The sequence below is a fragment of the Streptomyces viridosporus T7A genome (assembly GCF_008704515.1).
In the GTDB taxonomy this organism is placed as follows: Bacteria; Actinomycetota; Actinomycetes; order Streptomycetales; family Streptomycetaceae; genus Streptomyces; species Streptomyces viridosporus.
Genome location: NZ_CP023700.1, coordinates 3,720,134 through 3,743,998, shown reverse-complemented (window position 1 = coordinate 3,743,998; position 23,865 = coordinate 3,720,134). Strand labels below are relative to the sequence as shown.

20 protein-coding genes, 1 tRNA gene and 1 pseudogene are annotated in these 23,865 nt (G+C 71.5%); 10 read left to right on the top strand and 12 right to left on the bottom strand.

What is annotated here, in order from left to right:
* Positions 1–299: 299 nt before the first annotated feature.
* The 4 genes from CP969_RS17230 to CP969_RS17215 form a co-directional block, all read right to left on the bottom strand.
* The gene (locus CP969_RS17230; protein WP_016825832.1) at positions 300–2,018 is read right to left on the bottom strand and encodes a relaxase/mobilization nuclease domain-containing protein; all 1,719 of its coding nucleotides are present in this window, start codon (positions 2,016–2,018) and stop codon (positions 300–302) included.
* Positions 2,015–2,689 (bottom strand): plasmid mobilization relaxosome protein MobC, encoded by a 675-nt coding sequence (gene mobC / locus CP969_RS17225; protein ID WP_078495399.1) that lies wholly within the window; start codon positions 2,687–2,689, stop codon positions 2,015–2,017. Before mobC ends, CP969_RS17230 begins: the two co-directional genes overlap by 4 nt.
* A 138-nt stretch (positions 2,690–2,827) precedes the next feature.
* Positions 2,828–4,057, bottom strand: coding sequence for a DUF3631 domain-containing protein (locus CP969_RS17220; RefSeq protein ID WP_026085108.1), 1,230 nt, complete (start codon positions 4,055–4,057; stop codon positions 2,828–2,830).
* Positions 4,058–4,662: 605 nt separating this feature from the next.
* Entirely contained in the window at positions 4,663–4,884 is a 222-nt protein-coding gene (locus tag CP969_RS17215; protein ID WP_026085109.1) for a helix-turn-helix transcriptional regulator, read from the bottom strand.
* A 441-nt stretch (positions 4,885–5,325) separates the two neighbouring features.
* On the opposite strand from CP969_RS17215, the gene CP969_RS17210 reads away from it, so the two are divergent.
* A complete protein-coding gene (locus tag CP969_RS17210) occupies positions 5,326–6,564 on the top strand; it encodes a tyrosine-type recombinase/integrase (RefSeq protein WP_106431063.1) in 1,239 nt (412 codons plus the stop codon).
* Positions 6,565–6,655: 91 nt separating this feature from the next.
* Here the strand turns inward: CP969_RS17210 and CP969_RS17205 are convergent, their stop codons facing one another.
* The 4 genes and pseudogenes from CP969_RS17205 to CP969_RS17190 all read right to left on the bottom strand — a co-directional run bounded on the left by CP969_RS17205 (position 6,656) and on the right by CP969_RS17190 (position 9,330).
* Positions 6,656–7,003: a hypothetical protein gene (locus CP969_RS17205; RefSeq protein WP_016825837.1), complete on the bottom strand. Its 348-nt coding sequence runs from the start codon at positions 7,001–7,003 to the stop codon at positions 6,656–6,658.
* A 113-nt stretch (positions 7,004–7,116) separates the two neighbouring features.
* A tRNA-Arg gene (locus CP969_RS17200) sits at positions 7,117–7,189 on the bottom strand.
* A gap of 94 nt (positions 7,190–7,283) precedes the next feature.
* A pseudogene (locus CP969_RS17195) lies at positions 7,284–7,995 on the bottom strand (IclR family transcriptional regulator domain-containing protein); the annotation flags it as partial.
* 27 nt (positions 7,996–8,022) lie between these two features.
* On the bottom strand, positions 8,023–9,330 hold the full coding sequence (locus tag CP969_RS17190) for a M6 family metalloprotease domain-containing protein (RefSeq protein WP_016825838.1): 1,308 nt from the start codon (positions 9,328–9,330) through the stop codon (positions 8,023–8,025).
* Positions 9,331–9,649: 319 nt separating this feature from the next.
* On the opposite strand from CP969_RS17190, the gene CP969_RS17185 reads away from it, so the two are divergent.
* On the top strand, positions 9,650–10,291 hold the full coding sequence (locus tag CP969_RS17185; protein WP_016825839.1) for a TetR/AcrR family transcriptional regulator: 642 nt from the start codon (positions 9,650–9,652) through the stop codon (positions 10,289–10,291).
* Positions 10,292–10,511: 220 nt separating this feature from the next.
* Positions 10,512–12,083 carry an MFS transporter gene (locus CP969_RS17180; protein WP_004986838.1) on the top strand — a complete coding sequence of 524 codons (1,572 nt, stop codon included), beginning with the start codon at positions 10,512–10,514 and terminating at the stop codon, positions 12,081–12,083.
* Positions 12,084–12,253: 170 nt separating this feature from the next.
* Here the strand turns inward: CP969_RS17180 and CP969_RS17175 are convergent, their stop codons facing one another.
* Positions 12,254–12,769 carry a MarR family winged helix-turn-helix transcriptional regulator gene (locus CP969_RS17175; protein WP_004986840.1) on the bottom strand — a complete coding sequence of 172 codons (516 nt, stop codon included), beginning with the start codon at positions 12,767–12,769 and terminating at the stop codon, positions 12,254–12,256.
* Between the two features lie 118 nt (positions 12,770–12,887).
* On the opposite strand from CP969_RS17175, the gene CP969_RS17170 reads away from it, so the two are divergent.
* A complete protein-coding gene (locus CP969_RS17170) occupies positions 12,888–13,673 on the top strand; it encodes a dioxygenase family protein (RefSeq protein WP_223887082.1) in 786 nt (261 codons plus the stop codon).
* A gap of 148 nt (positions 13,674–13,821) precedes the next feature.
* Here the strand turns inward: CP969_RS17170 and CP969_RS33255 are convergent, their stop codons facing one another.
* Positions 13,822–13,983: a hypothetical protein gene (locus CP969_RS33255; RefSeq protein ID WP_016825842.1), complete on the bottom strand. Its 162-nt coding sequence runs from the start codon at positions 13,981–13,983 to the stop codon at positions 13,822–13,824.
* 195 nt (positions 13,984–14,178) lie between these two features.
* Between CP969_RS33255 and CP969_RS17165 the strand changes: the two genes are divergently transcribed.
* The 6 genes from CP969_RS17165 to CP969_RS17140 all read left to right on the top strand — a co-directional run bounded on the left by CP969_RS17165 (position 14,179) and on the right by CP969_RS17140 (position 21,637).
* Complete coding sequence (locus CP969_RS17165; RefSeq protein ID WP_004986844.1) at positions 14,179–15,177, top strand: sigma-70 family RNA polymerase sigma factor; 999 nt, start codon at positions 14,179–14,181, stop codon at positions 15,175–15,177.
* A 553-nt stretch (positions 15,178–15,730) separates the two neighbouring features.
* On the top strand, positions 15,731–16,495 hold the full coding sequence (locus CP969_RS17160; RefSeq protein WP_016825843.1) for a TetR/AcrR family transcriptional regulator: 765 nt from the start codon (positions 15,731–15,733) through the stop codon (positions 16,493–16,495).
* Between the two features lie 605 nt (positions 16,496–17,100).
* Complete coding sequence (locus tag CP969_RS17155) at positions 17,101–17,862, top strand: DeoR/GlpR family DNA-binding transcription regulator (protein ID WP_004986847.1); 762 nt, start codon at positions 17,101–17,103, stop codon at positions 17,860–17,862.
* Positions 17,859–18,806, top strand: coding sequence for a 1-phosphofructokinase (gene pfkB / locus CP969_RS17150; protein ID WP_016825847.1), 948 nt, complete (start codon positions 17,859–17,861; stop codon positions 18,804–18,806). Before CP969_RS17155 ends, pfkB begins: the two co-directional genes overlap by 4 nt.
* Before the next feature lie 189 nt (positions 18,807–18,995).
* Positions 18,996–21,188, top strand: a complete 2,193-nt coding sequence (locus tag CP969_RS17145) for a PTS fructose transporter subunit IIABC (RefSeq protein ID WP_016825850.1) — start codon at positions 18,996–18,998, stop codon at positions 21,186–21,188.
* A 140-nt stretch (positions 21,189–21,328) separates the two neighbouring features.
* Complete coding sequence (locus CP969_RS17140) at positions 21,329–21,637, top strand: hypothetical protein (RefSeq protein WP_004986852.1); 309 nt, start codon at positions 21,329–21,331, stop codon at positions 21,635–21,637.
* Between the two features lie 77 nt (positions 21,638–21,714).
* Here CP969_RS17140 and CP969_RS17135 read toward each other — a convergent pair whose 3' ends face one another.
* Both CP969_RS17135 and CP969_RS17130 read right to left on the bottom strand, forming a co-directional pair.
* On the bottom strand, positions 21,715–22,452 hold the full coding sequence (locus CP969_RS17135; protein WP_016825852.1) for a DUF6227 family protein: 738 nt from the start codon (positions 22,450–22,452) through the stop codon (positions 21,715–21,717).
* Positions 22,453–22,635: 183 nt separating this feature from the next.
* Complete coding sequence (locus CP969_RS17130) at positions 22,636–23,859, bottom strand: L,D-transpeptidase (protein WP_026085110.1); 1,224 nt, start codon at positions 23,857–23,859, stop codon at positions 22,636–22,638.
* Between the last annotated feature and the right edge of the window lie 6 nt (positions 23,860–23,865).

Sequence of the window (23,865 nt, the reverse complement as noted above, 5' to 3'; positions counted from 1 at the left end):
AGCATTCCCTCAGCCGGAGGCGCTATGGCCGCCCGGAATCTTGGCGCCGAAAGGCGTTGATCGCATTCCGCGACCTCGCTCAGCCAGCTCGATCTATCTGTAGTGCACCAGGTCTCGGCGTCGCCTGCACGGCCTGGTCACTGCCTTCGCCTCCTCGATCGCCTCACCAGTCCCGGTGCTCCATCGCACCCTGCCCAAGAGCGCGGAGGGCAGGCTCACCTTGGTTCACCGCAGCTGACGACCCCGCGCCTGGGAAGAGGCTTTGGAACTGCTCCCCCAGGCTGTCCGTGCGTTCGTGATCAGCGCGGCCGTGCTTGTGGCGGCTGCTGGGCCGGGGCGGCAGCAGCCGTGTGGCTGAGAGCGTAGGGATGCTGTGCTGCGCTGCCAACTCGTGCTGGGCTGCAGGCTTGTACTGCGCGGGCTCGTGCGCTAGGTGCCGGCCTTGCGCTGAGGCGTTGGATGCGCCAGGTCAGAACCCGTGCGGGGCGGCGGGCGTCGTCCAGGGCTCGCTGGTCGGCGGCCTGCCGGAGGAGCCGCTCCGGGTCGTGGCCTGCGGCCTCGGCGTCGGCGAGAGCAGCTGTGAGGGAGTCGAAGGCGAAGTCTTCGAGTACCTGCTCCACGTGCTTGGGCACAGCCTGGCGTAGGTGGCGAATGTGCCGGTGCACGGTCTGCTGGGGCGGCCGACGGCTGGCGAGGGCGGCCAGGGGTGCAGCTGCGGCTTGGTCGTAGGCGGCCTGGAGGTGGATCAGGGTCTGATGGGAGGCGGCGACTTGCTGGTCGTGCTGGCGAAGCCGGTGCCAGTGGGCAGCGGCGATGACGACGAGGATCGCGGTGTCCAGGAACATCGCCAGGACGGCTCCGTCTCCGGAGGTGGGCTCGAGGAGCATCGCGCGGACGGCGCTGCGCAGGGCGCGAGCGTGATGGTGTTCGGCCCGGATGCGGGAGCGGGTGGCGCGTTCGAACGCGGTTGCTGCCTCTCGGAGTTGGGGACGGAGAGCTCGTGGCGCGAGGAGGGGGAGGGCGTCGAGGGCTTCACCGAAGGCGGCGAGGTGGGCCTGGGAGGCTTTGTCGTCGGTCTGGTCGAGGTGGCGGGGGATGCGTTCCGCGGAAGCGGTGGCCTGGTGCCAGGGGTTGGACCTGCGTCGGCCCGGCTGTCCAGCGGAGTGCGGATCGATGCTCTCCAGGCGCTTCTGGATTTTGGGGAGGGACAGGTCTGGGGCGAGTTCGGAGCCGGAGAACCAGACGGGCTTCTTGTCGGCGGTGGTGGTGTCTTCGGCAGCGACCTTGTAGCCGCGTATATCGCCGGAGGGGAAGTACACGACCTCGACGAGGACGCCGTCGGTGTGGCTGAGCAGGTGGACGAACTCTTCCATGCTGGAGGCAGCGGCCACAGCGGTGCGCACTGTGGTGCGCAGGCGTTCGCGGGCGGTCGTCTCCTGTCCATTGCGGCGGGCCTTCTCCTGCTCGGCGCGAGTGGGCCGCTTCGCGGCGGTGCGGTCCCCACGGACGACTTGGTACAGGCCGTATTCCTTCTCGATCGCTGCCAGTTCGCGGTCGGCGGTGAGGTAGTCGTTCCAGTGGCGTGCGGTGCGCAGATCCGCCCGAACCTTGGTGGCGGCGATGTGGATGTGGTCGGGTGCGTGGCGGACGGCGACCCAGCGGCAGCCGTCCGGGTCGCCGTCCGGCGCGATGCCCGTGGCCGCGACCACCCTGCGGGCGATGTCGGCCCACTCCTCGTCGCTGAGGTGGCGGTCGGTCTCGGCGGCCCGGATCGAGCAGTGCCACACGTGCTTCTCGGGGGCACGGCCCAGTCGCTTGGTTTGCTTGACGTGCAGGTCGAGATCGGCCACGAGGAGCTTCTTCGTGGCGTCGAAGTCGTCGGTGCGGCCGGGGTCGGGGGCGAAGCCGTCCCAGGAGGCGACCAGGTGCGGGTCGGTGTGGTCCTTGGCCTTCTTGGTGTCGAACAGGTAGCGGATCAGTCCGGCGGTGTCCTTGCCGCTGCTGATCTTCGCGATCATCGGGCTGCCTTCTTGGCGACGGCCTGGTTCGCGGCTGTGGCGATGTGGCGGACTGTAGCGCCGACCGTTGTCAGGGTGCGTTCGGCCTGGGTCAGGACAGTGGTGTCCCCAGGGTGTGGATGGCCGCCGGAGTTGAGCTTCTTGGCGATCTGGTTGATGTTGTGGCCGATCTTGGCGACCTCGCCACGGAGGGCGGTCAGCTCGTCGATGTAGTCGTCGAGCGGGGTGCGTTGGCCGGGAAGGGCGAGGTCGCCGTGGACGTGGGCCATGACGACGGCGCCGACGTAGTGGGCCCCGGCGATGTTCAGCGACCGGGCCATGCGGAGGATGTCCTTCTTCTCGTCGATGCTGTAGCGGGCGTCGACACGCTCCTTGCGCTGGCCGTTCGGGTCGGGCTTGCGGCGGCGGGCGACACGGTGCAGCGCGGCGGCTTCGGCGGCACGCGGCAGCGTTACGGCGGCGGTGTCGAGGGATTCTTCTCTCTCGGGCACCCCCTGGTGCCCGAGATCCTCCGCCACCCCCGGGGCGGAGGCATCGCCGTTGGACCGGCCCTTGGACGGTCCAGTGGCATACCTTGCTGCCCGGTGGGTGGGACTCGTATCGGTGTGGCTGTCGGGCACGGTGGTGCCTCCGATCGCGTGCGGCAGTGGTCTGTGGTGCGTCCGTTGCATCCGTCGCGTGGCTGGTCACACCCGGTACGGACGCGGGTGCTGGTACGGAGAGGTCCGTCCCGGCGACGACGTCCGTCCCCGCGTTGACCTGTGCGGGGACGGACGCGACGGAGCTGGACGGATGCCCGGCCGGGTGGGTCAGCGGGCGCGTGTGGGCCGGGCAGGGCCGCCTGGCGGACCGATGGGCAGGCTCCCCGTGGGAGTCGCGGAGGCCGTGCGTCGTGGCTGGCGCTCAGGCGCGGGCTCGATGGGTTCTGGACAGTAGCGGGCCCAGGCATCGAGGAATCTGTTCCGCGTGTACGCCTTGGCCTGACGGCCGTTGTCGAAGCGGTGGTTGGCGGAGCTGATGCCGAAGTCCCGCAGTAGGTTGCCGAGGTGGTAGGCGTTGAGGCCGTTGGTGCCGTACTCGGCCCAAGGGCCTTCGGCGTCCTGAACGAGCGCGGCGAGCACGTCCTGGGTGCGCAGGACCTCTGTGCCTTCCGTGTCGAAGACGCGGCGGATGTCCCGCAGCAGTCGTGTCTTGAGGGTGGTCTGCTCGTCCTGGAGGACTTCGCTGCGGGTCATGGCCAGGCAGGCTGCCCGGGCCTGGTCCGGCCAGTGGCTGCCAGCCAGGTCGGCCACGGTCACCAGGGGCTCCCAGGTGTCCGCGGCCCGGTCCTCGACCGGCATCTGTGGCACCAACTCCGCTGCGGTCGCCCGCAGCGGAGTCAGCCAGGCAGCCAGTCGGTCGCGCACGGTGTTCAGTTCGGGGACCGAGTGGCGCGAGCGGAACGGGGTGATCCGCTCACCGGGCTTGCGCTTCTGCATGCGCAGCACCACGGCACGATCCATGATCGTGTCGGGCAGGTCGCCGATGCCGGCCAGGGCAGCCATGGCGAAGGTAGGGAACGAGGTCGGCTTCTGCTCCGGTCCGGAGATCCGCCAGGCGGGACGGTTGCGCTGGTGGCCGGCGTTCAGCAGGCCGCGAAGGTCCTCCTTGTCGCCGGCCTTCGGGCCGAAGATGGTGCCCGCCTCGTCCACCAGCAGTGTGGGTGGGTTCTTCCCGATGACGCGGAAGACCACAGCAGGAGAGGTGTTCACCGTCATCATCGGCCTGTGCACCGTCTCGTGGAGCACGTCGAGCAGACGGGACTTGCCGCACCCCTTCGTCGGTCCCACTACGGCGAGCCGTGGTGCGTGCTGGAGAACGGACTGGATGTGCGTGGCCGCCACCCACAAGGCCACGGCAGTCAGCGCCTCCTCGCTCGGCAGCACCACATACCGGCCGATCGCCGTCCGCAACTCGTCCAGGACCGCGGCCCCGTCTCCCGACGCGCAGGGACCGGTCCCCTCTCGATTCCCGGTCCCCGAGCCGTCGACGGGGAGCACGGTCCCCGCCCGCTCGGTCCCCGATTCGGGTTCCCCGGCCCCCGGCCTGGCGGCGGTCCCCGGCGAAGGCCGGGGACCGGGGACCGCCGCCTCAGCATTGCGGAGACCGGTCCCCGCGGCGGTCCCCTGGGGACCGTCGTCCCGGTCCCCGGTCCCCGGGCCGCCTACCAGCGAGTTTCCGCTGTCTGGTGTTTTCCGGTCCCCGGATCGCGGGGACCATGGACGGGGACGGTCCCCGCCGTCGGAGGACCGGGGGCCGAACTCACCTCGGGGACCGTGCTCCGTCCCCGCGTCCTCGGTGCGACGGTCCCCACGTTGATCTGCGGCAGAAGAACGGCCGGTCCCCACCTCCGGAGATGGTGTCTCCGTCAGGGACGTACGGGCCGGGGACGTTCCCTGCCCCGGGACGGCGACCGCGGGCCAGGCGATCTGGGAACCGGTGTTCGTGGTGGGGGACGTAGAGTCCTCCATAGGCATTCCTCTCCCGGTGGGGCAGGACGGGCAAGGTCCTGCCCCACCGAGTCGTCGTTCAAGGACAGGCGATCAGTCGAGGGATCTGCGGCCCTCGGCGTTGACGTGCCGAGGGCCGTTCTGCCGCCGCGCGGTCATGCCGTCAGGCCGTACGGCGACTGCCGGTCGAGCCAGGCGTCTACATCACGCCAGCGGTAGCGCAGATGCCGGCCGACCTTCAGTGGCGCCGGGCCGGTGCCCCGGTACTTCCACTGGTACAGCGTCTTCACCGGCACCCCGAGATAGGCCGCCACATCGGCGGGAGATGCGAGCGTGCCGCGTTCACCGGCAGGGGATCGATCCAGGCGGTCGGGCAAAAAGGTCTCCTATTCGAGCAGGTTTCACAGAGCGGCTGTGGTGGAATTCGCCCAGACCTCCGACGTGGGTGTCAGGGCCCGATAACTGTAAAGGTGGATTGGCGGTTGACCAAAAGAGATGTGTCGTTTTCCGACCCCTCCGAAGGCGCCGCCGCAGCGGCCCGGTGACATCGGCAAACGTGCAGGCGGGAGGGGGTTCAAGCGCTATCGTCGCTCAGCCTGGCCTGGAGGAGCGGGGAACATAGCATGGAAATCGAAGCGCGCAAAACAGTCGCCCATGGACTGATGGGAGACGTGGATTTGCGACTTCTATAAAGTTTAAGAACCAACTCTTGCCAAGCTCGCTCAAACCAAGCTACAGCTATGCGTCATGGCTGCTGATCGCATGGAAATGGAATCGCCAGAAAGCCGTCCCTTTCTCGACGTGGAGGAAGGAGCCTGATGGCGCGAGTCTGGATAGAGGACCGCAACGGGCACGCGGCGTACGCGCAAGCCGTGGCAGCGGCCAGGAAGGCGGGCCGTACGCCGCCCGGCCGCTACCGCGTGCGCTGGTACGGCCCCGACGGCAAGCCGAAGATGAAGACCGTGGCCCGCAAGGCCGACGCCGAGGCCGAGCGGACCAGGCTGGAGTCCCGGCTCACCGACGGCTCCTATCGGGACCCGGCCGCCGGGCGCGTGAAGTTCGCCGAGGTCGCCGACTCCTGGCTGGCCGCCCAGATCCACCTCAAGCGCTCGACGCGCAATCGCTATCGGGGGGTCCTCGATGTCCATGTGATTCCGCGGTGGGGAACGACGCCCTTGGACCGCATCCACTTCGAGGACATCGCCGAGTGGCTGGGCGACATGCTGTCCGGCCAGGCGACGGGCGGCAGGAAGCTCAGCCCCCGCTCGGTACGGAAGGCATACGTCGTCCTCAGCCGGGTCCTCGGCTACGCGGTCCAGTCCCGTCGTCTGGCCGTCAACCCGGCCGTCGGAGTGCCCCTCCCGAAGGCAGCCCCCGCCGACCACGTCTACCTCGACGACCTACAGGTGGACGCACTCGCCGACGCGGCAGGCGCCTACCGGGTGTTCATCCTGCTGCTGGCCTACACGGGTCTGCGCTGGGGTGAGGCATCCGCGCTGAAGGTGGGCCGGGTCGGCCTGGATGCCTGCCGGGCACACATCGTCGAGGCGTACGTCGAGGACAACGGCAAGCTCTACCTCGACACCCCCAAGAACCATGAACGCCGGTCCGTACCGATCCCGAGATTCCTGGCGGAGGAGCTGAAGCCCCACGTCGAGGGGCGGGACGAGGACGAGCTCCTGTTCACCGCTCCGCAGAGCGGACCGCTGCGGGCCCGGAACTTCCGGCAGCGGCTCTTCGCGCCGGCGGTCGTAAAAGCAGGACTGGGGCACCTCAAGGTCACCCCGCACAAGCTGCGCCACACGGCCGCCTCGCTCGCCATCGCCAGCGGTGCGGACGTCAACGTCGTCCAGACGATGCTGGGCCACAAGTCGGCGACGCTGACCCTGGACACGTACGGGCACCTTTTCCCGGACCGTCTCGACGAGGTCTCGAAGAAGATGCACAAGCGGCGTGCCAAGCAGTTGGCCAAGGCGAAGACCAGGCTGGAGAAAGCCGAGCGGAAGGCCCGCCAGGCCGCCGAGGCGGTGGCCGCCCTGGAGGAGGACTTGGCGTGATGTGGGTTTGATCCGTGCCGAGAAACGGCAAACGGAGAGGGCCGCCGTCACTGGTATTGAACCGGTGGGGCGGCTTTCCGGTCTTTCCGGGTCAGAGGAGCCTCGGTCGTCGGCCATCCCGCCAGGCCCGGTCCATCGCGGCAGCGGTCTCGTCCTCGGCCAGCGCCTCGATGTGCTCAGGCACTGACCGCTCGTCGAGCACGAAGAGCCGGCCACCGACGAGGCGAGTGGCGGTTTTCCAGCCCAGACGCTGCCCGGCCTCCCGCGCCGCCTGCCGAACGTCCTTGAGGTCGCCCATCTCCGCGAGGTCGTCGCTGCCCAGGACCAGCTGCCCGAGATACCCCTCGTACTGCGGCTTCAGAGCGGCCCGCATCAACGACTCCAGCCGGTCGACCAACTTCTCGTACCGGCGCCGGGACAGCTCGTTCTTCGCGGGCATCTCGCACAGCTCCCCACCTCTGCCCGCAGCCGCATGTGTGCCATATGTGTGCTGCGAGTACGAAGGCCCTCCCGTCCGACGGACGGAAGGGCCTCTGACCAGGCGTTTTGCTGTGCCCCCGGCAGGATTCGAACCTGCGACACCCGCTTTAGGAGAGCGGTGCTCTATCCCCTGAGCTACGAAGGCAAGCCGGGCCGCATGCGCAGCCCCCGTGGGCCGTGAGGACCACATGCGTCAGGGTACCGGATGAGCGATCGTGAGGGTGGGGGTCGTCAGGTCGGGGAACGCTGGTGAGGCGGGTGGCGGTGTAGAGGTCGGGTGCGATGCGGGCGGCCGTCTCCCGGAGGGCGGGCAGGAGGTGCTCGAGGCAGTCCCCCGCGGTGCGGCGGGCCACGTGGGTGGCCGCGTTCACCGCGGCCACCGCCCTGCCCGTGCGGTCGCGCGCTGGAACTGCGAGCGCGCGCAGGCCCTCCTCCCACTCCCGGTCGACCAGGGCGTAGCCCTCGGTGCGGATCCCGTCCAGGGCGCGGGCCAGTGTCGTCGGGTTCGTGATCGTGTACGGGGTGAGGGGGCGGAGGTCGGGCACTGGGCGGTCGTGTTTCGGGAGGTCTGCCAGGAGGCCCCGGCCCGGGGACGTCGCGTACGCCGGGAGGCGTGTGCCCACGGAGATGTCGACGCTCATCACACGGGGCGTCGATGCCCTGGCCGTGTACTGGATCTTCGTGCTCCCGTCCACCAGGACCGCCAGGGACGTCAACTCGTGGACATGGTGCACCAGTGCGATCAGGTGGGGTTCGGTGATCCGCGGGAGGGTGATGCGGGACAGGGGCGGGGGGAGGGGTGGCGCGCAGGTCCCGCGCCGTGTGGCGGCTGGTGTGGCTCACCACGTCGGCCGCGCAGGCGGTCCGTCCGGTGCGGGGATCGCGCACCGGGACCGAGACCGCGACCAGGACCGGCTCGATCAACTGGTCGTCCAGGAAGCAGCCGGGCCGTCCGCTCCCTCCCGCGGCGCCGCCGTCTCAGTCCTGTGTGCTCGGGGGCTCCCGTGTCACCCGCACCCGGTACGTGCTCCCGTCCTCGTCCGCCGACACCACCGCCACCCGGATCCCCGCCCGCCGGTCCACGAAGCTCTCGCCCGGGACGAACGTCGCGTCCGACAGTTCCGCGTGGACGTTCGGGCTGCGGGTGCAGCCGCCGCTGTCGCGGCGGGAGTCGTAGACGGTGATCGGGCCCATGCCCGTGTCCACGTCCGCGTCGACCTTGTAGATGAGGATCCCCGGACGGCACACCACCTCGTCGTTGCCCGCGCGGGTGCGCAGTTCGAGGGCGTAGCCGGACCGGCCGTCCAGGGGGACGAAGACGAGCTTCGGGCCGCCCGCCTCCGCCAGCGGTGTCAGGGAGTACTCCTTCGTTCCCCGGTCCGCCGCGCAGCCGACCTGGGCCGCGTCCAGCCAGCCCAGCTTCCACTTGTGCCAGCCGAGGAAGTCGTTGTTGGCGCCCCAATCCTCGCTCATGATGTCCCAGTGGCCGACCGCGCCGCCGCCCCCGGCCGTGTACAGGTCGGGCAGGCCGAAGACGTGGCCGTTCTCGTGCGGCAGGACGCGGTAGCCGGTGCGGTGGTAGGAGCCGGAGCCGTCGTCCTGGCGGGAGTAGACGAAGGACGCGTTGGCCACCGGGGTGCCGTCCGCGCTCGGGGCCTCGGGGTTGCCGGCGAAGGTGACGGACAGGACCGTGTCGAGGGCGGACGGGCCGGCGTTGGGGGTGACCAGCACGTTCAGCAGGTCGTACGCCTGGAAGTCCACCTCGGGGTCGGCCGCCTCCACTATGTCGCGGACCAGTTCGCGGTAGCCGGGGTCGAAGGGGGCGCCGCGTTCTATCCCGTAGGCGCGGAAGGGGCGGGGCATGCGCAGCCAGTCGGGCAGGGGTATCTCGGGGCGGTAGTCGAGGCGGCCGTAGGAGCTGGTGCGGAACCACTCGCGGGTCTGCGGGAAGAACTCCCCGTAGCGGTCCAGGGCGTCGCCCTCGCCGGGTGCGTCGGGGAAGTCGATCATCAGGGTCAGGGCGCGGACGGTGCCTATGGAGCGGGTGTATCCGGGAGGGGTGGGAACGCCCTCGGACATCTGGACCTCGCGGCTGCTGCTGATCAGGCAGGGACCGTGCGCGGAGGAGTGGGACAGCGGGCTCGGTCCGGCGCCGGCGGCCGAGGTGCCGGGGGAGAGGCGGCTGTTGCCGGCCGAGGTGGAGACGGCGAGGGTCAGGGCGGTTATGGAGGCCAGAGCGGCCAGGCGACGCGAGGATATCCGACGCCCGCTCGGCTGCGGCTGCATGCGGGGACCTCCGCTCCACACGGCAGCCGCCGGTCTCCGGCTGCACCCTCCCGATCACCCTGCGTCACCGGGTGCGCGGGCGCTCGCTGGAGGGGCCGATCGTGGGTCGAGGGGCGGGGTGGGGCGGGAGGGTCGCGTGAGGCGGGTGTGGGTACCCGCAGCGACCCTTTGTGGTGCGGGTCACAGGAAATGTCTCCGGTGCGGGAAATAACCGGGGACCGTTTCCCCGTTTGGACCTGTGTTCGCGCGAAACGGGGATTCCTTCCCCGGATCGCCGCGGAGGTACCACCGACCAGCAGCAGCAACCGAGGAGTGCACCGTGCAGACCGCCACCCCCGCACCGCGCAAGGCGACCCGGCCCCGCGCCGACGCCCTGCGTAACCGGGAGCGGATCGTCACCGCCGCCCGGGAGATGTTCGTCGAGTTCGGCCCCGACGTGCCGTTCGACGAGATCGCCCGCCGGGCCGGCGTGGGCAACGCCACGGTGTACCGCAACTTCCCCGATCGCGACGCGCTGGTGCGCGAGGTCGTCTGCTCCGTGATGGACCGTACGGCGCGGGCGGCCGAGCTGGCACTCGCCGAGACCGGGGACGCCTTCGAAGCGCTGGAGCGTTTCGCGCACACCGCCGCCGACGAGCGGATCAGCGCACTGTGCCCGATGATCTCCAGCACCTTCGACCGGAACCATCCCGACCTGGAGGACGCGCGCCGGCGTGTCGAGAACCTCGTCGCGCGGCTCATGGACCGCGCCAAGGCGGCCGGCCGGCTCCGTGCCGACGTGGAGTACGGCGACCTGATGATGGGGGTCGCCCAGCTAAGCCGGCCCCCGGCGGGCACCGGCTGCATGAGCGCCGACCGCTTCGTCCACCGCCATCTGCAGCTGTTCCTGGACGGGATGCGGGCCCCGGCCCGGACCGTCCTGCCGGGCGCGGCCGTGACCGTGGAGGGTCTGCGCAGCTGAGCCAGAGCGATAGCGATCCCTGACATCCGCCCGTCCGGTTGACGGGCGCCCGTGCCGACGGCCGTCCCCGAGGACGCGCCGTTCCCCGACGACCCCCTTTTCCCGTCACGACGACACTTCTCTTCCCGTCACGACGACATTTTTCTTCCCGTCACGACGGCATCTTTTCTCCTTCGCACAGTCCTGATTTCCGTCACGAAGTCCCGAAGTGGGTACCCCCATGTCTGAAACAGCCTCATCGGCGTCCGGAAAGGCCCTCGGTGCTCCCGGTTCGCCCGGCTCGTCCGGTGTTCCCGGCGCCAACCGCTGGAAGGCGCTCGGGTTCATCGCGATCGCCCAGCTCATGGTCGTCCTGGACGCCACCATCGTGAACATCGCCCTGCCCTCGGCCCAGCAGGACCTGGGCATCTCGGACGGCAACCGCCAGTGGGTCGTCACCGCCTACGCCCTCGCCTTCGGCGGGCTGCTGCTGTTCGGCGGGCGGATGGCCGACCTGTGGGGGCGCAAGCGGGCCTTCGTGCTCGGTCTGGGCGGCTTCGCCGCGGCCTCCGCACTCGGCGGCGCGGCCACCAACGAGGCCATGATGTTCGGCGCCCGTGCACTGCAGGGCGTGTTCGGCGCGCTGCTCGCGCCCGCCGCGCTGTCCCTGCTCGCGGTGATGTTCACCGACGGCAAGGAGCGCGCCAAGGCGTTCGGCATCTACGGCGCGATCGCCGGTGGCGGTGGCGCCGTCGGCCTGATACTCGGTGGTTTCCTCACCGAGTACCTGGACTGGCGCTGGACGTTCTTCGTGAACATCCCGTTCGCCGTCGTCGCCGCGGTCGGCGCGTACTTCGTCATCCGTGAGCCGGCCGGCGGCCGCAACCGCTCGCCGCTGGACATCCCCGGCGTGGTGCTGTCCACCCTGGGCCTGGTCGCGCTCGTCTACGGCTTCACCCGCGCCGAGTCCGACGGCTGGGGCGACTCCGTGACCGTCGGCATGTTCGTCGCCTCCGCCGTGCTGCTCGCCGCCTTCGTGCTGGTCGAGTCCAGGGTCGGGGCGCCGCTGCTGCCGCTGCGCGTGATCACCGAGCGCAACCGCGGCGGGGTCTACCTCTCGCTCGGCCTGGCGATCATCGCGATGTTCGGTCTGTTCCTCTTCCTGACCTACTACCTGCAGGTCGTGAAGGGCTACTCGCCGGTCAGGACCGGCTTCGCCTTCCTACCGATGGTCGCGGGCATGATCACGGGCTCCACCCAGATCGGTGCCCGCCTGATGACCCGGGTCGCGCCCCGGCTGCTGATGGGCCCCGGCTTCCTGGTCGCCGCCGTCGGCATGCTGCTGCTGACCCGGATGGAGATCGGCTCCTCGTACGCGGCCCTGCTGCTGCCGGCGATGCTGCTGCTCGGTCTCGGCATGGGGACGGCGTTCATGCCGGCCATGTCCCTGGCCACCCAGGGCGTCGAGCCCCGGGACTCCGGGGTCGCCTCCGCGATGGTCAACACCTCGCAGCAGGTGGGCGGCGCGATCGGCACGGCCCTGCTGAACACGATCGCGGCCTCGGCCACCACGGCCTACGTCGCCGACCACATCGGCGGCGCCGCGAGCCGGTCCCAGCAGCAGCTGGTCCAGCTCCAGGGGCAGGTGGAGGGCTACACCAGCGCGATCTGGTTCGCCGTCGGGATCCTGGTGGTGGCCGCGGTCATCGCCCTGACCCTCGTCAACGCCGGCCGGCCGGCCCACCCCGCGGCCGTCTCGTCCCCGGACGGGACCGACCGGGACGAGGTGGCGGTGCCGGTGATCGCCCACTGACGGCGCCGGCGCCAGCACCGGCGCCGGTGCCGACCGTCGGCCACTGACGGTCCCGGTCCCGGTCCGTACGCGTCCCGTATCCCTGCGGGTCCCTGCGGACCAGCCGTGCGGACGAGGAGGGGACGCCTCGTCCGCACGGCTTCCCCGGACCTGCCCCGGCTCCCGCCGCGTCAGCGGAGCCAGGGCAGGTCCGCACCCGCTTCGCTCGGCTCGAGTCCCTCGGCGACGATCCGCATGATCTCGCCGAGGGACTTCTGCTGTTCCGGGGTGAGCCGGTCGAAGACCGCCTGGCGCACGGCCTCCACGTGACCGGGCGCGTGCCGGCTCAGTACCTCGTAGCCCTCGTCCGTCAGCACCGCGAACTGGCCCCGCTTGTCGGAGGGGCAGTCCTCCCGGCGCACCCAGCCGCTCTTCTCCAGGCGGGCGACGGCGTGCGAGAGGCGGGACCGGGTGATCTTCGCCAGTTTCGCCAGCTCCGTCATCCGCAGCCGCCGGCGCGGGGACTCGGCGAGCTTGACCAGCAGGCCGTAGTAGACGTGCGGCATCCCCGCGTCACGCTGGAGCTGGCGGTCGAGGTGGTCTTCCAGGAGGGTGGTCGCCTCGATGTACGAGCGCCAGACGCGCTGCTCCTCGTCCGTGAGCCAGCGGGGCGCGTCGGCGCGTGCCGATTCGGGTGCCGTCTTCATGTACCCCACTCTACGTCCAGTCTCCTTGAAATTTAAACAAATGAGGCGTAGAGTCGGCCGTGAAAGTTGATACTTCAAGTAAATCGAGAGATCCGCATCCTCGGAGGGAGTCGCCGTCATGACCGCAGCCACTCAGGAGCGCATGCCCGCGCTCTACCTCAGCCACGGCGCCCCGCCCCTGGCCGACGACCCGATCTGGCCCGGTGAGCTGGCCGCCTGGTCCGCGGGACTGCCCCGGCCGAAGGCGATCCTCGTCGTCTCCGCCCACTGGGAGGAGGCGCCGCTCGCCCTCGGCGCCACCGAGACGGTCCCCCTCGTCTACGACTTCTGGGGCTTCCCCGAGCGCTACTACCGGGTGACCTACGGCGCCCCCGGGGCCCCCGCGCTGGCCGACTCGGTGCGCAAGCTGCTGCGCGCGCCCGGCATGCCCGTGCAGGACGTTCCCGACCGGGGTCTGGACCACGGCGCCTACGTCCCGCTGGTCGAGATGTTCCCCGAGGCCGACATCCCGGTGCTCCAGGTGTCCATGCCGACCCTGGACCCGGTGAAGCTGATGGAGATCGGGCGCAGGCTCGCGCCGCTGCGCGACGAGGGCGTGCTGATCATCGGCTCCGGGTTCTTCACCCACAACCTGGCCGCGCTGCGGCAGGGCGGCATCCCGGCCTGGTCGACGGAGTTCGACGACTGGGGCCGGCGGGCGCTGGACTCCGGCGACGTGGACGCGCTGCTCGACTTCACCCGGAAGTCCCCGGCCGGCCTGCTCGCCCACCCGCGCACCGAGCACTTCGCGCCGCTCTTCGTCACCATGGGTGCCGCGGACGCCGCCGGGGAGCTCGGGGAGCAGAAGTCCGTGATCGACGGGTTCTGGATGGGGCTGGCGAAGCGGTCGGTGCAGTTCGGCTGAGCGGCCGGACCGTACCGGGCGGACGGGGCCCGGGCGGCCGTGGCCCCTCCCCGTCCGGACCCCGCCCCGCAGACGGCCCGCCCCACGGCGGCCCGTACCGCAGACGGCCCGTGCCGCCCGAGGGCAACCATCGGGCGGCACGGGCCGTCTACACGTGCGAGAGCGGTCGAGGGTGGTACTCCATCGGGGTGACGAGCGCGGTGCCGGGTGTGAGCGCGGTCTCGTCCGCGCAGGGGCGGCGCAGGGCGGTGAGGGCCCCGGGGCGCCCCTCCGCCTCCGGCCTGACCTGGCCCTTCGTACGCTCCGGCACGGCCTCGTTCCTCTGTGTGGGCGGACAGGGTACTGCATGATCAGAAAAATTGCGGGACGGGTGGGAATTCTGTCCGGATTCCAGTCGTTGTTTCCCATGGATGCAGGGCACCCGACCAGAGTCCGGAAGGGCCTGACGAACGTGCCTGACGTCCGCAGGACCACCCGCTGACCTCACCATCGCAAGGGAGCACGCATGGCAACCCGTGCCGTCGCCCGTCGTCAGTCCGCCGCAGGCGAGACGGTCGACTCGGCAAGCAGTGTTCGCGCCCACAGCGGCGAGATCGCCGATCGCGACCTGGTCGGCATGTACCTCGACGAGATCGCGCGCACGCCGCTGCTCGACGCCGCCAAGGAAGTCGAGCTGTCCCAGATCATCGAGGCGGGTGTGTTCGCGCGGCAGATCCTCGACGGGTACGAGGAGAGCAAGGTCGGAGCCACCACCGAGGAGCTCCAGGCCCTGGTCGACGACGCCGAGCGGGCCAAGGACGTCTTCATCCGCTCCAACCTCCGCCTGGTCGTCGCCGTGGCGCGCCGCTACCCCCGCAGCGGTCTGCCGCTCCTCGACCTGATCCAGGAGGGCAACGCCGGTCTGGTGCGCGCGGTCGAGAAGTTCGACTACCGCAAGGGCTTCAAGTTCTCGACGTACGCCACCTGGTGGATCCGCCAGGCGATCACGCGGTCCATAGCCGACCAGTCGCGCACCATCCGCCTGCCCGTCCACCTCGTGGAGGAGCTCGGCCGGATCCGGCGCGTGCAGCGCGAGTTCAACCGCGAGCACGGCCGTGACCCGGAGCCCGCCGAGGTCGCCGCCGAGCTCGGTTCCACGCCGGAGCGCGTCACCGACGTGCTCGACTGGGCCCGTGACCCGGTCTCGCTGAACATGTCGGTGGACGACGAGGGCGAGACCCAGTTCGGCGACCTCCTCGAGGACACCTCGGCGGTGTCGCCGGAGCAGTCGGTGCTGACGCTGCTGCGCAGCGAGGAGCTGGACGACCTGATCGGCCGCCTCGACCAGCGCACGGCCTCCATCATCAAGATGCGCTACGGCATCGAGGACGGCCGGGAGCGCACGCTGACCGAGGTGGGCAAGGAGCACGGTCTGACCCGCGAGCGCATCCGCCAGATCGAGAAGCACGCGCTGCTGGAGCTGAAGAAGCTGGCCCGCGACACCGGGTTCGACGCGGCGGCGTGACACCGCCGCGCGGCCCGCGCGGTGGACGGCGCCCTCGCGCGGACCGCGGGGACGTGGCCGCACCGCCCGCCGACGCGGGAGCGGTGGGACGCACTCCCGCCCGGGCCGCGTACGCCGGGTGGCGAAAGACCGCGCAAAACATGGCCGTTCCGCGTCGCTTCAACCCACCGGGCCCAGGGAACAAGAACTCCAAGCCCAGAAGTCCGGGCCCCGGAGTCTCGTCCCCGGCCCGCCTGAGCCGCACCGCCCCTGAACCACGTCCCGACGCACAACCCCCCCGGCGCCGGGACTTCCCAGAGCCGGGCTCGGCGCCCTCCCCCCGGGCGCCGGGCCCGGCTCCCTTCGTGTCCGGGCACGTGTGCTCCGTGGCCGGGGGCGTGTGCTCCGTGTCCGGGCGCGGGTGCTCCGTTTCCGAGCACGCACCGGCGCGGCTGGACACGTGTCAATGTGGCGGGGACGGAACGACGTGGTGGGGGGCGGGGCACCCCGGACCTGAACCCCGGGGTGGCCCGCCAGATGGCAGATTGTGCCACAGGGGCATAGCCTGCCGGGCGTGAGCAGCACCACCCCGACGCCGCCTCCCGCGAACCCCGCGGCCGGTACCGCCGCGTCGCTGACCGAGCGGCGCAAGGCCGAGACCCGTATGGAGATCGCCCGCGCGGCGGCCGGCCTCTTCGTCCGGCAGGGCCTGCGGGCCACCCGCGCCGAGGACATCGCCCAGGCGGCCGGTGTCGCGCCGCGCACCTTCTACCGGTACTTCGCCGCCAAGGAGGAGGCCGTCGGCCCGCTCTACGCGACCGGTGCCCAGCGCTGGGTGGAAGCGGTGCGCACCGCTCCCGCGGAGGTCCCCCTGCCGCAGGCCCTGGAGGACGCCGTGCGCCACACGCTGACGCCCGGCCGCGGAGTGTCGGTGGCCTCCTGGGAGTGGGTGCGCGCCCTGATCCGGCTGGCCGAGGAGAACCCGTCCCTGCGCAGGGTGTGGGCCGAGGTGTGCCAGGCGTCGGAGCGGAGCCTGGCGGAGGTGCTGGTGGAGCGGGCGGGGGCCGGCCGCGTGCCGGACGGACGGGCGAGGGGCGAGCAGGCGCCGAAGGGGGAGGTGGCGTTCGGTCACCTTCCGGACGGGGCCGACAACGTTGCCGCTCTCGCCCGGTCGCGCTTTGCCGCCGCCGTCGCCGGTTCCGCCGTGCGCACCGCCCTGGAGACCTGGGCGGCGGGCGACGGTCCGGCCGAGGGGCCGCAGGGACCGGCGGAGTTGGCGCTGGCCCATCTCGCGGCGCTGCGGGACTTCCCCTGGGAGGGCTTGACGGCGGGCGCGTGACACGGCCGGCGGAGCGCGGCGCCTCACCGTCCCGCGTCTCCCGCCGCCTTGCTCAGCCGTTCGTTCAAGTCCCTCGCCCACTCCCGCGAGTTCGGGGAGCTCCTGCACGGTGAAGTCGTGGCCGAGCGGCGCCGGCCGCATCGCCGGGTCGCCCGTGTCCGGGGACTGCTCGGCGCCGGCTTCGACACTGCGGAGAGCGCCCGGGTGCTGTCCTGCGTGCCGCTTGCCGACGCGGGCCCGTCCGTTTCCGCGGGTCCGGCCGGTCCCCGCCGGCAAGCCGTCCGACGACTGCGTCCGCATCGACCGCACGCCGGGTCGGCGTCGGGCCTGACCTTCCCGCTGACGCCCACCCTGCCGAAGCGCCCGGCGCCCCGCGAGCGCACGGGGCGCCGGGCCCATCCGTCGTGATCGGACACGGAGACCGGACACGGAGACCGGACGCAGAGGCCGGACACGGAGCCCCGACACGAAGAGCGACACGAAGAACGGACACAAACGGACGCCCATTCGTGCCCGGATGAATCATCGGCTGTTTACTTTTCGGACATTCACCCGTACTCTTCGAGAGAAACAACACGTTCGGGCATGGTCGGAGGCAAGCGGACATGTACGCACCGGAGCGCCAGCAGGAGATTCTGCGGCTCGCCCGCGACGGCGGCCGGGTGGACGTGGTCTCGCTGGCCGAGCAGTTCCAGGTGACGGCCGAGACGATCCGCCGGGACCTGAAGGCCCTTGACCGCGCGGGCCTGGTCCGCCGGGTGCACGGCGGTGCCATCCCCGCCGGGCGCCTCGACTTCGAGCCGGACCTCGCCGAGCGCGAGACGACCGCGGCCGCCGAGAAGGACCGCATCGCCAAGGCCGCCCTCGCCGAAGTGCCCGACGACGGCACGGTGATCGTCGACGCCGGGTCCACGGTGGCGCGGCTGGCCGGCTCGTTCCCGGTGGAACTCTCCCTCACCGTCGTCACCCACAGCCTGCCCACCGCGGCTCGCCTCGTCGACCACCCCGGCATCCAGCTGCACCTCGTCGGGGGCCGCGTACGGCACCGCACGCGCGCCGCCGTGGACGCCTGGGCACTGCGCGCGTACGGCGAGATCCGCGCGGATGTGCTGTTCGTGGCCGCCAACGGCTTCTCCCTCGAGCACGGCCTGACCACCCCCGACCTCGCCGAGGCCGCGGTGAAGCGGGCGGCGATGGCCGCCGCCCGCCGCGTGGTGCTGCTCGCCGACTCCTCCAAGCACGGGCAGGAGCACTTCGCCCGCTTCGGCGGCCTGGGCGACGTGGACCTGCTGATCACCGACAGCGGGCTGAGCCCGGAAGACGCCCTCGCGATCGAACGCGGCGGCACGGAAGTGGTACGCGCATGATCCTCACCGTCACCCCCAACCCCTCCCTGGACCGCACCTACGAGGTCCCCTCGCTGGACCGCGGCGAGGTCGTCCGGGCCACCGGCGAACGCGTGGACCCGGGCGGCAAGGGGGTCAACGTCTCGCGCGCCGTCACGGCGGCGGGCCGGCGCACGGTGGCCGTACTGCCCCTGGGCGGCGCACCGGGCGCCCTGGTCGCCGAACTCCTCGACGCGCAGGGCATCGAGGTGGCACCGGTCCCGATCGCCGGCGCCACCCGCTCCAACATCGCGCTGGCCGAGGCGGACGGCGTCCTGACGAAGATCAACGCGCCCGGCCCGCACCTGACGGCGGCCGAGCAGGAACTGCTCCTGGAGACGGTGCGGCACCAGTCGCGGGACGCGGACTGGATCGCCTGCTGCGGCAGCCTGCCGCGCGGCCTCGCGCCCTCCTGGTACGCCGAACTGGTCGCGCGGGCCCACGCCACTGGCGTGCGCATCGCCCTGGACACCTCCGGACCCGCGCTGCTCGCGGCCCTGCGGGAGCGGCCCGACGTGGTGAAGCCGAACGCCGCGGAGCTCGCCGGGGCCGTCGGGCGTCCGCTGAGCACCGTGGGCGACGCGGTGAAGGCCGCCGAGGAACTGCGCGCCATGGGCGCGGCGGCCGTGCTCGCCAGCCTGGGCGCCGACGGCCAGCTGCTCGTGAACGAGGACGGCGCCTGGTTCGGCACCGCACGGGTGGACACGGTCCGCAGCAACGTGGGCGCCGGCGACTCCTCGCTGGCCGGCTTCCTCGTCGCCGGTGGCCGCGGACCGGAGGCGCTCGGCTCCGCGGTCGCGCACGGCGCGGCGGCCGTGCAGCTGCCCGGCAGCCTGATGCCGGCACCGGGCGACCTGGACCCGGCCGCGGTGACCGTCACGGCGGACGTCCCGTTGGACCGCGTACTGAAGGAGCCGGTGTCGTGAACCCCCGTACGTCCCTCGGCCGGCAGGCCCGTGTCCGTCCCCCGGGCACCACTGCCGCGGCGCGGCAGCCCCGGGACCGGGCACGCCCCGGCCCCGCCCTCCCCCTTTCTTCACCGCCCCCCACCGCACCCCCGTCCCCCTTTCCGCCCACCCCACCGCACGGGCGGTACGCGTGCGAAGGAGCCCGCGATGAGTGACATGATCACCGCGGACCTGGTCGATCTCGACCTGTCCGCCGACACCAAGGAAGCGGCGGCGCGCGCCCTCGCCGAACGCATGGTGGCCCTGGGTCGGGTGACCGACCTGGAGGGCTTCCTCGCCGACGTCGCGGCCCGCGAGGCGCAGATGCCGACCGGCCTCGACGGAGGCATCGGCATCCCGCACTGCCGCAGCGAGCACGTCACCGAGCCGACGCTCGCCTTCGGGCGCAGCGCCGCCGGGATCGACTTCGGCGCGGCGGACGGCCCCGCCGACCTGATCTTCCTCATCGCCGCACCGGCCGGTGCGGACGACGCCCATCTGACGATCCTGTCGTCGCTGGCCCGGCAGCTGATGAACGCCGAGTTCACCGACGCGCTCAGGTCGGTGGACGACGCGTCGGCCGCGGCGGCGCTCATCCGCGGGGACGAGCCGCCCACGGCCGACGGGAGCACCGCCGCGGACGCGGCGAAGGCACCGGCGGCGTCCGGCAGTAGCTCCGCATCCGGCTCCGAGTCCGGTTCCGAGCCTGCTTCCGGTTCCGGTTCCGGTTCCGGGCCTGCTTCCGGTTCGGGTTCCGGCTCGGCAGACTCCGTGACGGCACCGGCGGCGGCCTCCGCCGGTGCCGCCACGGGCATCGACGACGCCGGGACCGGCGCGGACCGCCCGTTCCGGATCGTCGCCGTCACCTCCTGCCCCACCGGCATCGCCCACACCTACATGGCGGCCGAGTCACTGGAGAACGCCGGACGGGAGGCGGGCGTCGAGGTCGTCGTCGAGACGCAGGGCTCGGCCGGGTTCACCCGGCTCGACCCGGCCGTGATCGCGGCGGCGGACGGCGTGATCTTCGCCCACGACGTGCCCGTGCGGGAGAAGGACCGCTTCGCGGGCAAGCCGACCGTCGACACCGGCGTCAAGGCGGCCATCAACCGGGCCGCCGACCTGATCACCGAGGTCCGCGGCAAGGCCGAGCGCGGCGAGGTCACCGCGACCGACGGGTCCGGCGCGACCGACGGGTCCGGCACCTCGCCCGTGGAGCGCGCCGGCGGGCCCGGCGAGGGCTACGGCACCAAGCTGCGCACCTGGCTCATGTCCGGCGTCAGCTACATGGTCCCGTTCGTCGCGGCGGGCGGTCTCCTCATCGCCCTCGGCTTCGCGATCGGCGGGTACGAGATCAACGAGGCGCCGTCGGTCATGGACCACTTCGTGTGGACCCAGGCCGCGAGCTGGGGCGCCCTGCTCTTCCAGATCGGCGGCGTCGCCTTCGGCTTCCTCGTCCCGGTCCTGGCCGGCTACATCGCCTACGGCATGGCCGACCGGCCCGGCCTCGTGCCCGGCTTCGTCGGCGGCGCGATATCGCTCACCATCAGCGCCGGCTTCCTCGGCGGTCTCGCGGCCGGTCTGATCGCCGGTGGGGTGGTGCTCGCGATCCAGAAGGTGCGGATCCCGGCGGCGCTGCGCGGCATCATGCCGGTGGTGGTGATCCCGCTGATCTCCTCGGCGGTCGTCGGCTTCCTGATGTTCGTGGTCATCGGCAAGCCCATCGCCTCGGCGCAGAAGGCCATGACCGACTGGCTGAACGGTCTCACCGGCGCCAACGCCATCCTGCTCGGCGCCCTGCTCGGCCTGATGATGTGCTTCGACCTCGGCGGCCCCGTCAACAAGGTCGCGTACACCTTCGCCACCGCCGGTATCGCGGTCGCGAACCCCAGCGACTCCGCCATGAAGATCATGGCCGCGGTGATGGCGGCCGGCATGGTCCCGCCGCTGGCGATGGCCCTGGCCACCACGGTCCGCGGCAAGCTCTTCAACCGCACCGAGCGGGAGAACGGCAAGGCCGCCTGGGTGCTGGGCGCCTCCTTCATCTCCGAGGGCGCGATCCCGTTCGCCGCCGCCGACCCGCTGCGCGTGATCCCCGCCTCGATGGTGGGCGGCGCGGTCACCGGAGCCCTGTCCATGTCCTTCAGCGCCACGCTGCGCGCCCCGCACGGCGGCATCTTCGTGGTCCCGCTGATCGGCAACCCGTTCCTCTACCTGGTCGCCATCGCCGCGGGCGTCTGTGTCACGGCGGCCCTGGTGATCGTCCTGAAGGGCCTGCGCAAGCCGGTCACGGGAGCGGACACGGCCGGTCCCGACGGCACGCCGGCCCCGTCGGCGCGGGAGGAGCAGCCGGTGGCCGCGTGACGCACCCGGGCGGGACGCCCGCGCAGCATCGGCGTCTTGTTCCTTTTGGGTGATGTGAGCGGTTCATGCGTAGTGCGAGATAGATCACTCTTCTCACGGTCCGGGGCCACGGCCCCGGACCGTGGTGTGTACTGGGGCGCATGTCTGAGCACGACGCGATCTTGAGGGTGACGGGTGCCGCCGCCCTCACCCTGGTGGCCGTGGCCTGCACGGCGGGCCTGGCGGAGGCGCTGCGGCGCGGACGCGGGCGCAGGACGCGGGAGCGCGAGCACGCCGAGGCCGTTCGACGGCACGGGCGGCACGGGAGTCACGGAGGCATGCCGGTCCCGGCGATCCCGGTGATACCGCGACAGCGGCAGACGGGTCCGTGTGCGGAGGCGGTACGGCTCACCCCGGCGGAGCGCGACGCGTTCGCGGGGCTGGTACGGCGCTTCGGCGAAGACGGCTGAACGCCGCCGGCGGGTGGGGCTGGGACCGGAGGGGGCGTCAGGAGGCGTCGGCGGGTGCCGGGGGACGTCGGCGGGTGTCAGGGAACCTGCGTCGCCCGCCGCTCCATCGCCTCCCGGGCCGCGTCCTCGGTGACGTACACCTCGCACATGTGCCGCCCGTCGGGCGTGGCCGTGTGCTCGACCTCCCACAGGGAGACCTCCCTGCCGTCACGCAGCAGGAACGCGTGCTCGTAGAGCGAGAAGCACAGCGCCGGACGACCCGCCCGGGACGGGCGGCCGAAGGCCTGTGTGATCTGGTACGCGAACGCCGTCGCCAGCAGCCGGGCCGTCTCCGAGCCCGGCCGGTCGGTGTTCTCCGCGCGCCGCAGTAAGCGGCGCGCGTGGTCCGCCGAGCCGTCGGGGACGTACACGTGCCGGGGCGCGGGCACCGGGGGGAGCTGCACCACCACCGGCAGTTCGAAGTCCGAGGCGTCCGGCGGCAGCGGCAGCCGGGAGGTGGCGGTGCGCAGCTCCTCCTCGTCCACGTACAGCTCGTGCTGCGGCTCGCTGCCCGGCGCGGTGTTGTGGACGAGCTCCCAGAGCGTGAGCGCGGAGCCGTCGGCCAGCAGCCAGGTGTGCCGGTAGGTCTCGCGGTGCAGGCCCGCGCTGTGGTGCGCGGAGTACAGCGAACCGTCGTACGCCAGCGCGCAGTCCAGCCGCCGTATCACCTCGTCGGGCAGCTCGAAGGAGTTCAGGGCGCGGCCGAGGAGTCGCGTGAGGTGCTCCTCCGGCGACTCGGGTGGTTCGTACGCTGCCGTCTCGTACGGAACGCTCAAGGTTTCTCCCGGCGTTGCTGCATGTCACCTTGTGGGTGCATACCGTAGCCCCTCGGTCGGACATCGTGTCCGGGAACCGAGAAAACGTACGGCGGGAAAACGAGCGGGCCGCGCGAAAAATTCCCACGCGGCCCGCTCCGGACCCCAAAAAGCCTGCCCGGCCTGTGTGTCGACGCCCTTCGGTCAGACGGCGCTGCCCGCCGTCCACCGGCTCCACCCCATGTTCCAGCCGTTGAGGCCGTTGTCCGGCGCGACCGTGGTGTCGGGGGAGTTCTTCACGATCACCACGTCCCCGACGAGGGAGTTGTCGTAGAACCACTTGCCGGGTGTGTCGCCCTGGGTGCCCTGTACGTCCTGCAGGCCCACGCAGCCGTGGCTGGTGCCCTGCCGGCCGAAGGGCGGATTGGCCTTGTTGTACCAGTAGTTGCCGTGGATGAAGGTGCCGGACCGGGTCAGCCGCATCGCGTGCGGCACGTCCGGGATGTCGTACTCGGAGCCCAGGCCGACCGTCTGGCTGTTCATCCGGGTCCGGGTGAACTTCTCGGAGATCACCATCTGCCCGTTGTACGTGGTGTGCTGGGCGTCACCCGCCGAGATCGGGACGGACCTGACCGTCTCCCCGTCCCGCACCACCGTCATGGTCTGGGTGGCGGCGTCGACCGTGGAGACCTGGGAGCGCCCGACGGTGAAGGTGACCGTCTTCTTCTGCACCCCGTGGATGCCGTTCGCGCCCTCGACGCCGTCCAGGTCGATCTTCATCGTGACCTTGGATCCGGCCTTCCAGTACTCCTGGGGCCGGAAGTCCAGCCGCTGCGAGTCGAACCAGTGCCCGACCACCTCCTGTCCGCTGCTGGAGGTGACGGTGATGCGCGACTGCACGGCCTTCCTGTCGGTGATGGCCTTGTCGAAGGTGAACGACACCGGCATCCCCACCCCGACCGTGGCGCCGTCGTCCGGCGTGTAGGTGCCGATGAAGCTGTTCGCCGTGGTGACGGTGGTGAAGACGGAGTCGGCCGCCGCGGTGCGGCCGTCGCCGTCCTCGGCGGTCGCCGATATCCGGTACTTCGTCCCGCGCTCCAGTTGCTCCTTCGGCTTCCAGGCGCGCCCGTCGGCGGAGACCGCGCCGGCCACCGCCTCCCCGGTCTCCGCCACCGTCATCCGCACCTGTGTCAGCCGGCCTTCGCTGACCTTCACCCCGGTGGTGTTGATGGACGCGCCGGTCGAGCCGTCCTTCGCCGAGATGGCTATCTTCGCGACGGACGTCTTCGGGGAGTCCGCGCCGCCCTTGCCGTCGTTGCCGCCGCCCGTGTCCGCGCTGCCGCCGCACGCGGTGAGGGCGAGGGCGCCGACCACCAGGGCGGCACAGGCCGCCAGTGCGCGCCGCGGTGCGATGTCCGGCCTTGTCACGGGCTG

Excerpts from the sequence above, each read along its gene's own strand:
- CP969_RS17230 (WP_016825832.1), bottom strand. The coding sequence starts at position 2,018 with ATGATCGCGAAGATCAGCAGCGGCAAGGACACCGCCGGACTGATCCGC.
- mobC (WP_078495399.1), bottom strand. The coding sequence starts at position 2,689 with ATGCAACGGACGCACCACAGACCACTGCCGCACGCGATCGGAGGCACC.
- CP969_RS17210 (WP_106431063.1), top strand. The coding sequence starts at position 5,326 with ATGGCGCGAGTCTGGATAGAGGACCGCAACGGGCACGCGGCGTACGCG.
- CP969_RS17205 (WP_016825837.1), bottom strand. The coding sequence starts at position 7,003 with ATGCCCGCGAAGAACGAGCTGTCCCGGCGCCGGTACGAGAAGTTGGTC.
- CP969_RS17190 (WP_016825838.1), bottom strand. The coding sequence starts at position 9,330 with ATGCAGCCGCAGCCGAGCGGGCGTCGGATATCCTCGCGTCGCCTGGCC.
- CP969_RS17180 (WP_004986838.1), top strand. The coding sequence starts at position 10,512 with ATGTCTGAAACAGCCTCATCGGCGTCCGGAAAGGCCCTCGGTGCTCCC.
- CP969_RS17175 (WP_004986840.1), bottom strand. The coding sequence starts at position 12,769 with ATGAAGACGGCACCCGAATCGGCACGCGCCGACGCGCCCCGCTGGCTC.
- CP969_RS17170 (WP_223887082.1), top strand. The coding sequence starts at position 12,888 with ATGACCGCAGCCACTCAGGAGCGCATGCCCGCGCTCTACCTCAGCCAC.
- CP969_RS17165 (WP_004986844.1), top strand. The coding sequence starts at position 14,179 with ATGGCAACCCGTGCCGTCGCCCGTCGTCAGTCCGCCGCAGGCGAGACG.
- CP969_RS17155 (WP_004986847.1), top strand. The coding sequence starts at position 17,101 with ATGTACGCACCGGAGCGCCAGCAGGAGATTCTGCGGCTCGCCCGCGAC.
- pfkB (WP_016825847.1), top strand. The coding sequence starts at position 17,859 with ATGATCCTCACCGTCACCCCCAACCCCTCCCTGGACCGCACCTACGAG.
- CP969_RS17145 (WP_016825850.1), top strand. The coding sequence starts at position 18,996 with ATGAGTGACATGATCACCGCGGACCTGGTCGATCTCGACCTGTCCGCC.
- CP969_RS17140 (WP_004986852.1), top strand. The coding sequence starts at position 21,329 with ATGTCTGAGCACGACGCGATCTTGAGGGTGACGGGTGCCGCCGCCCTC.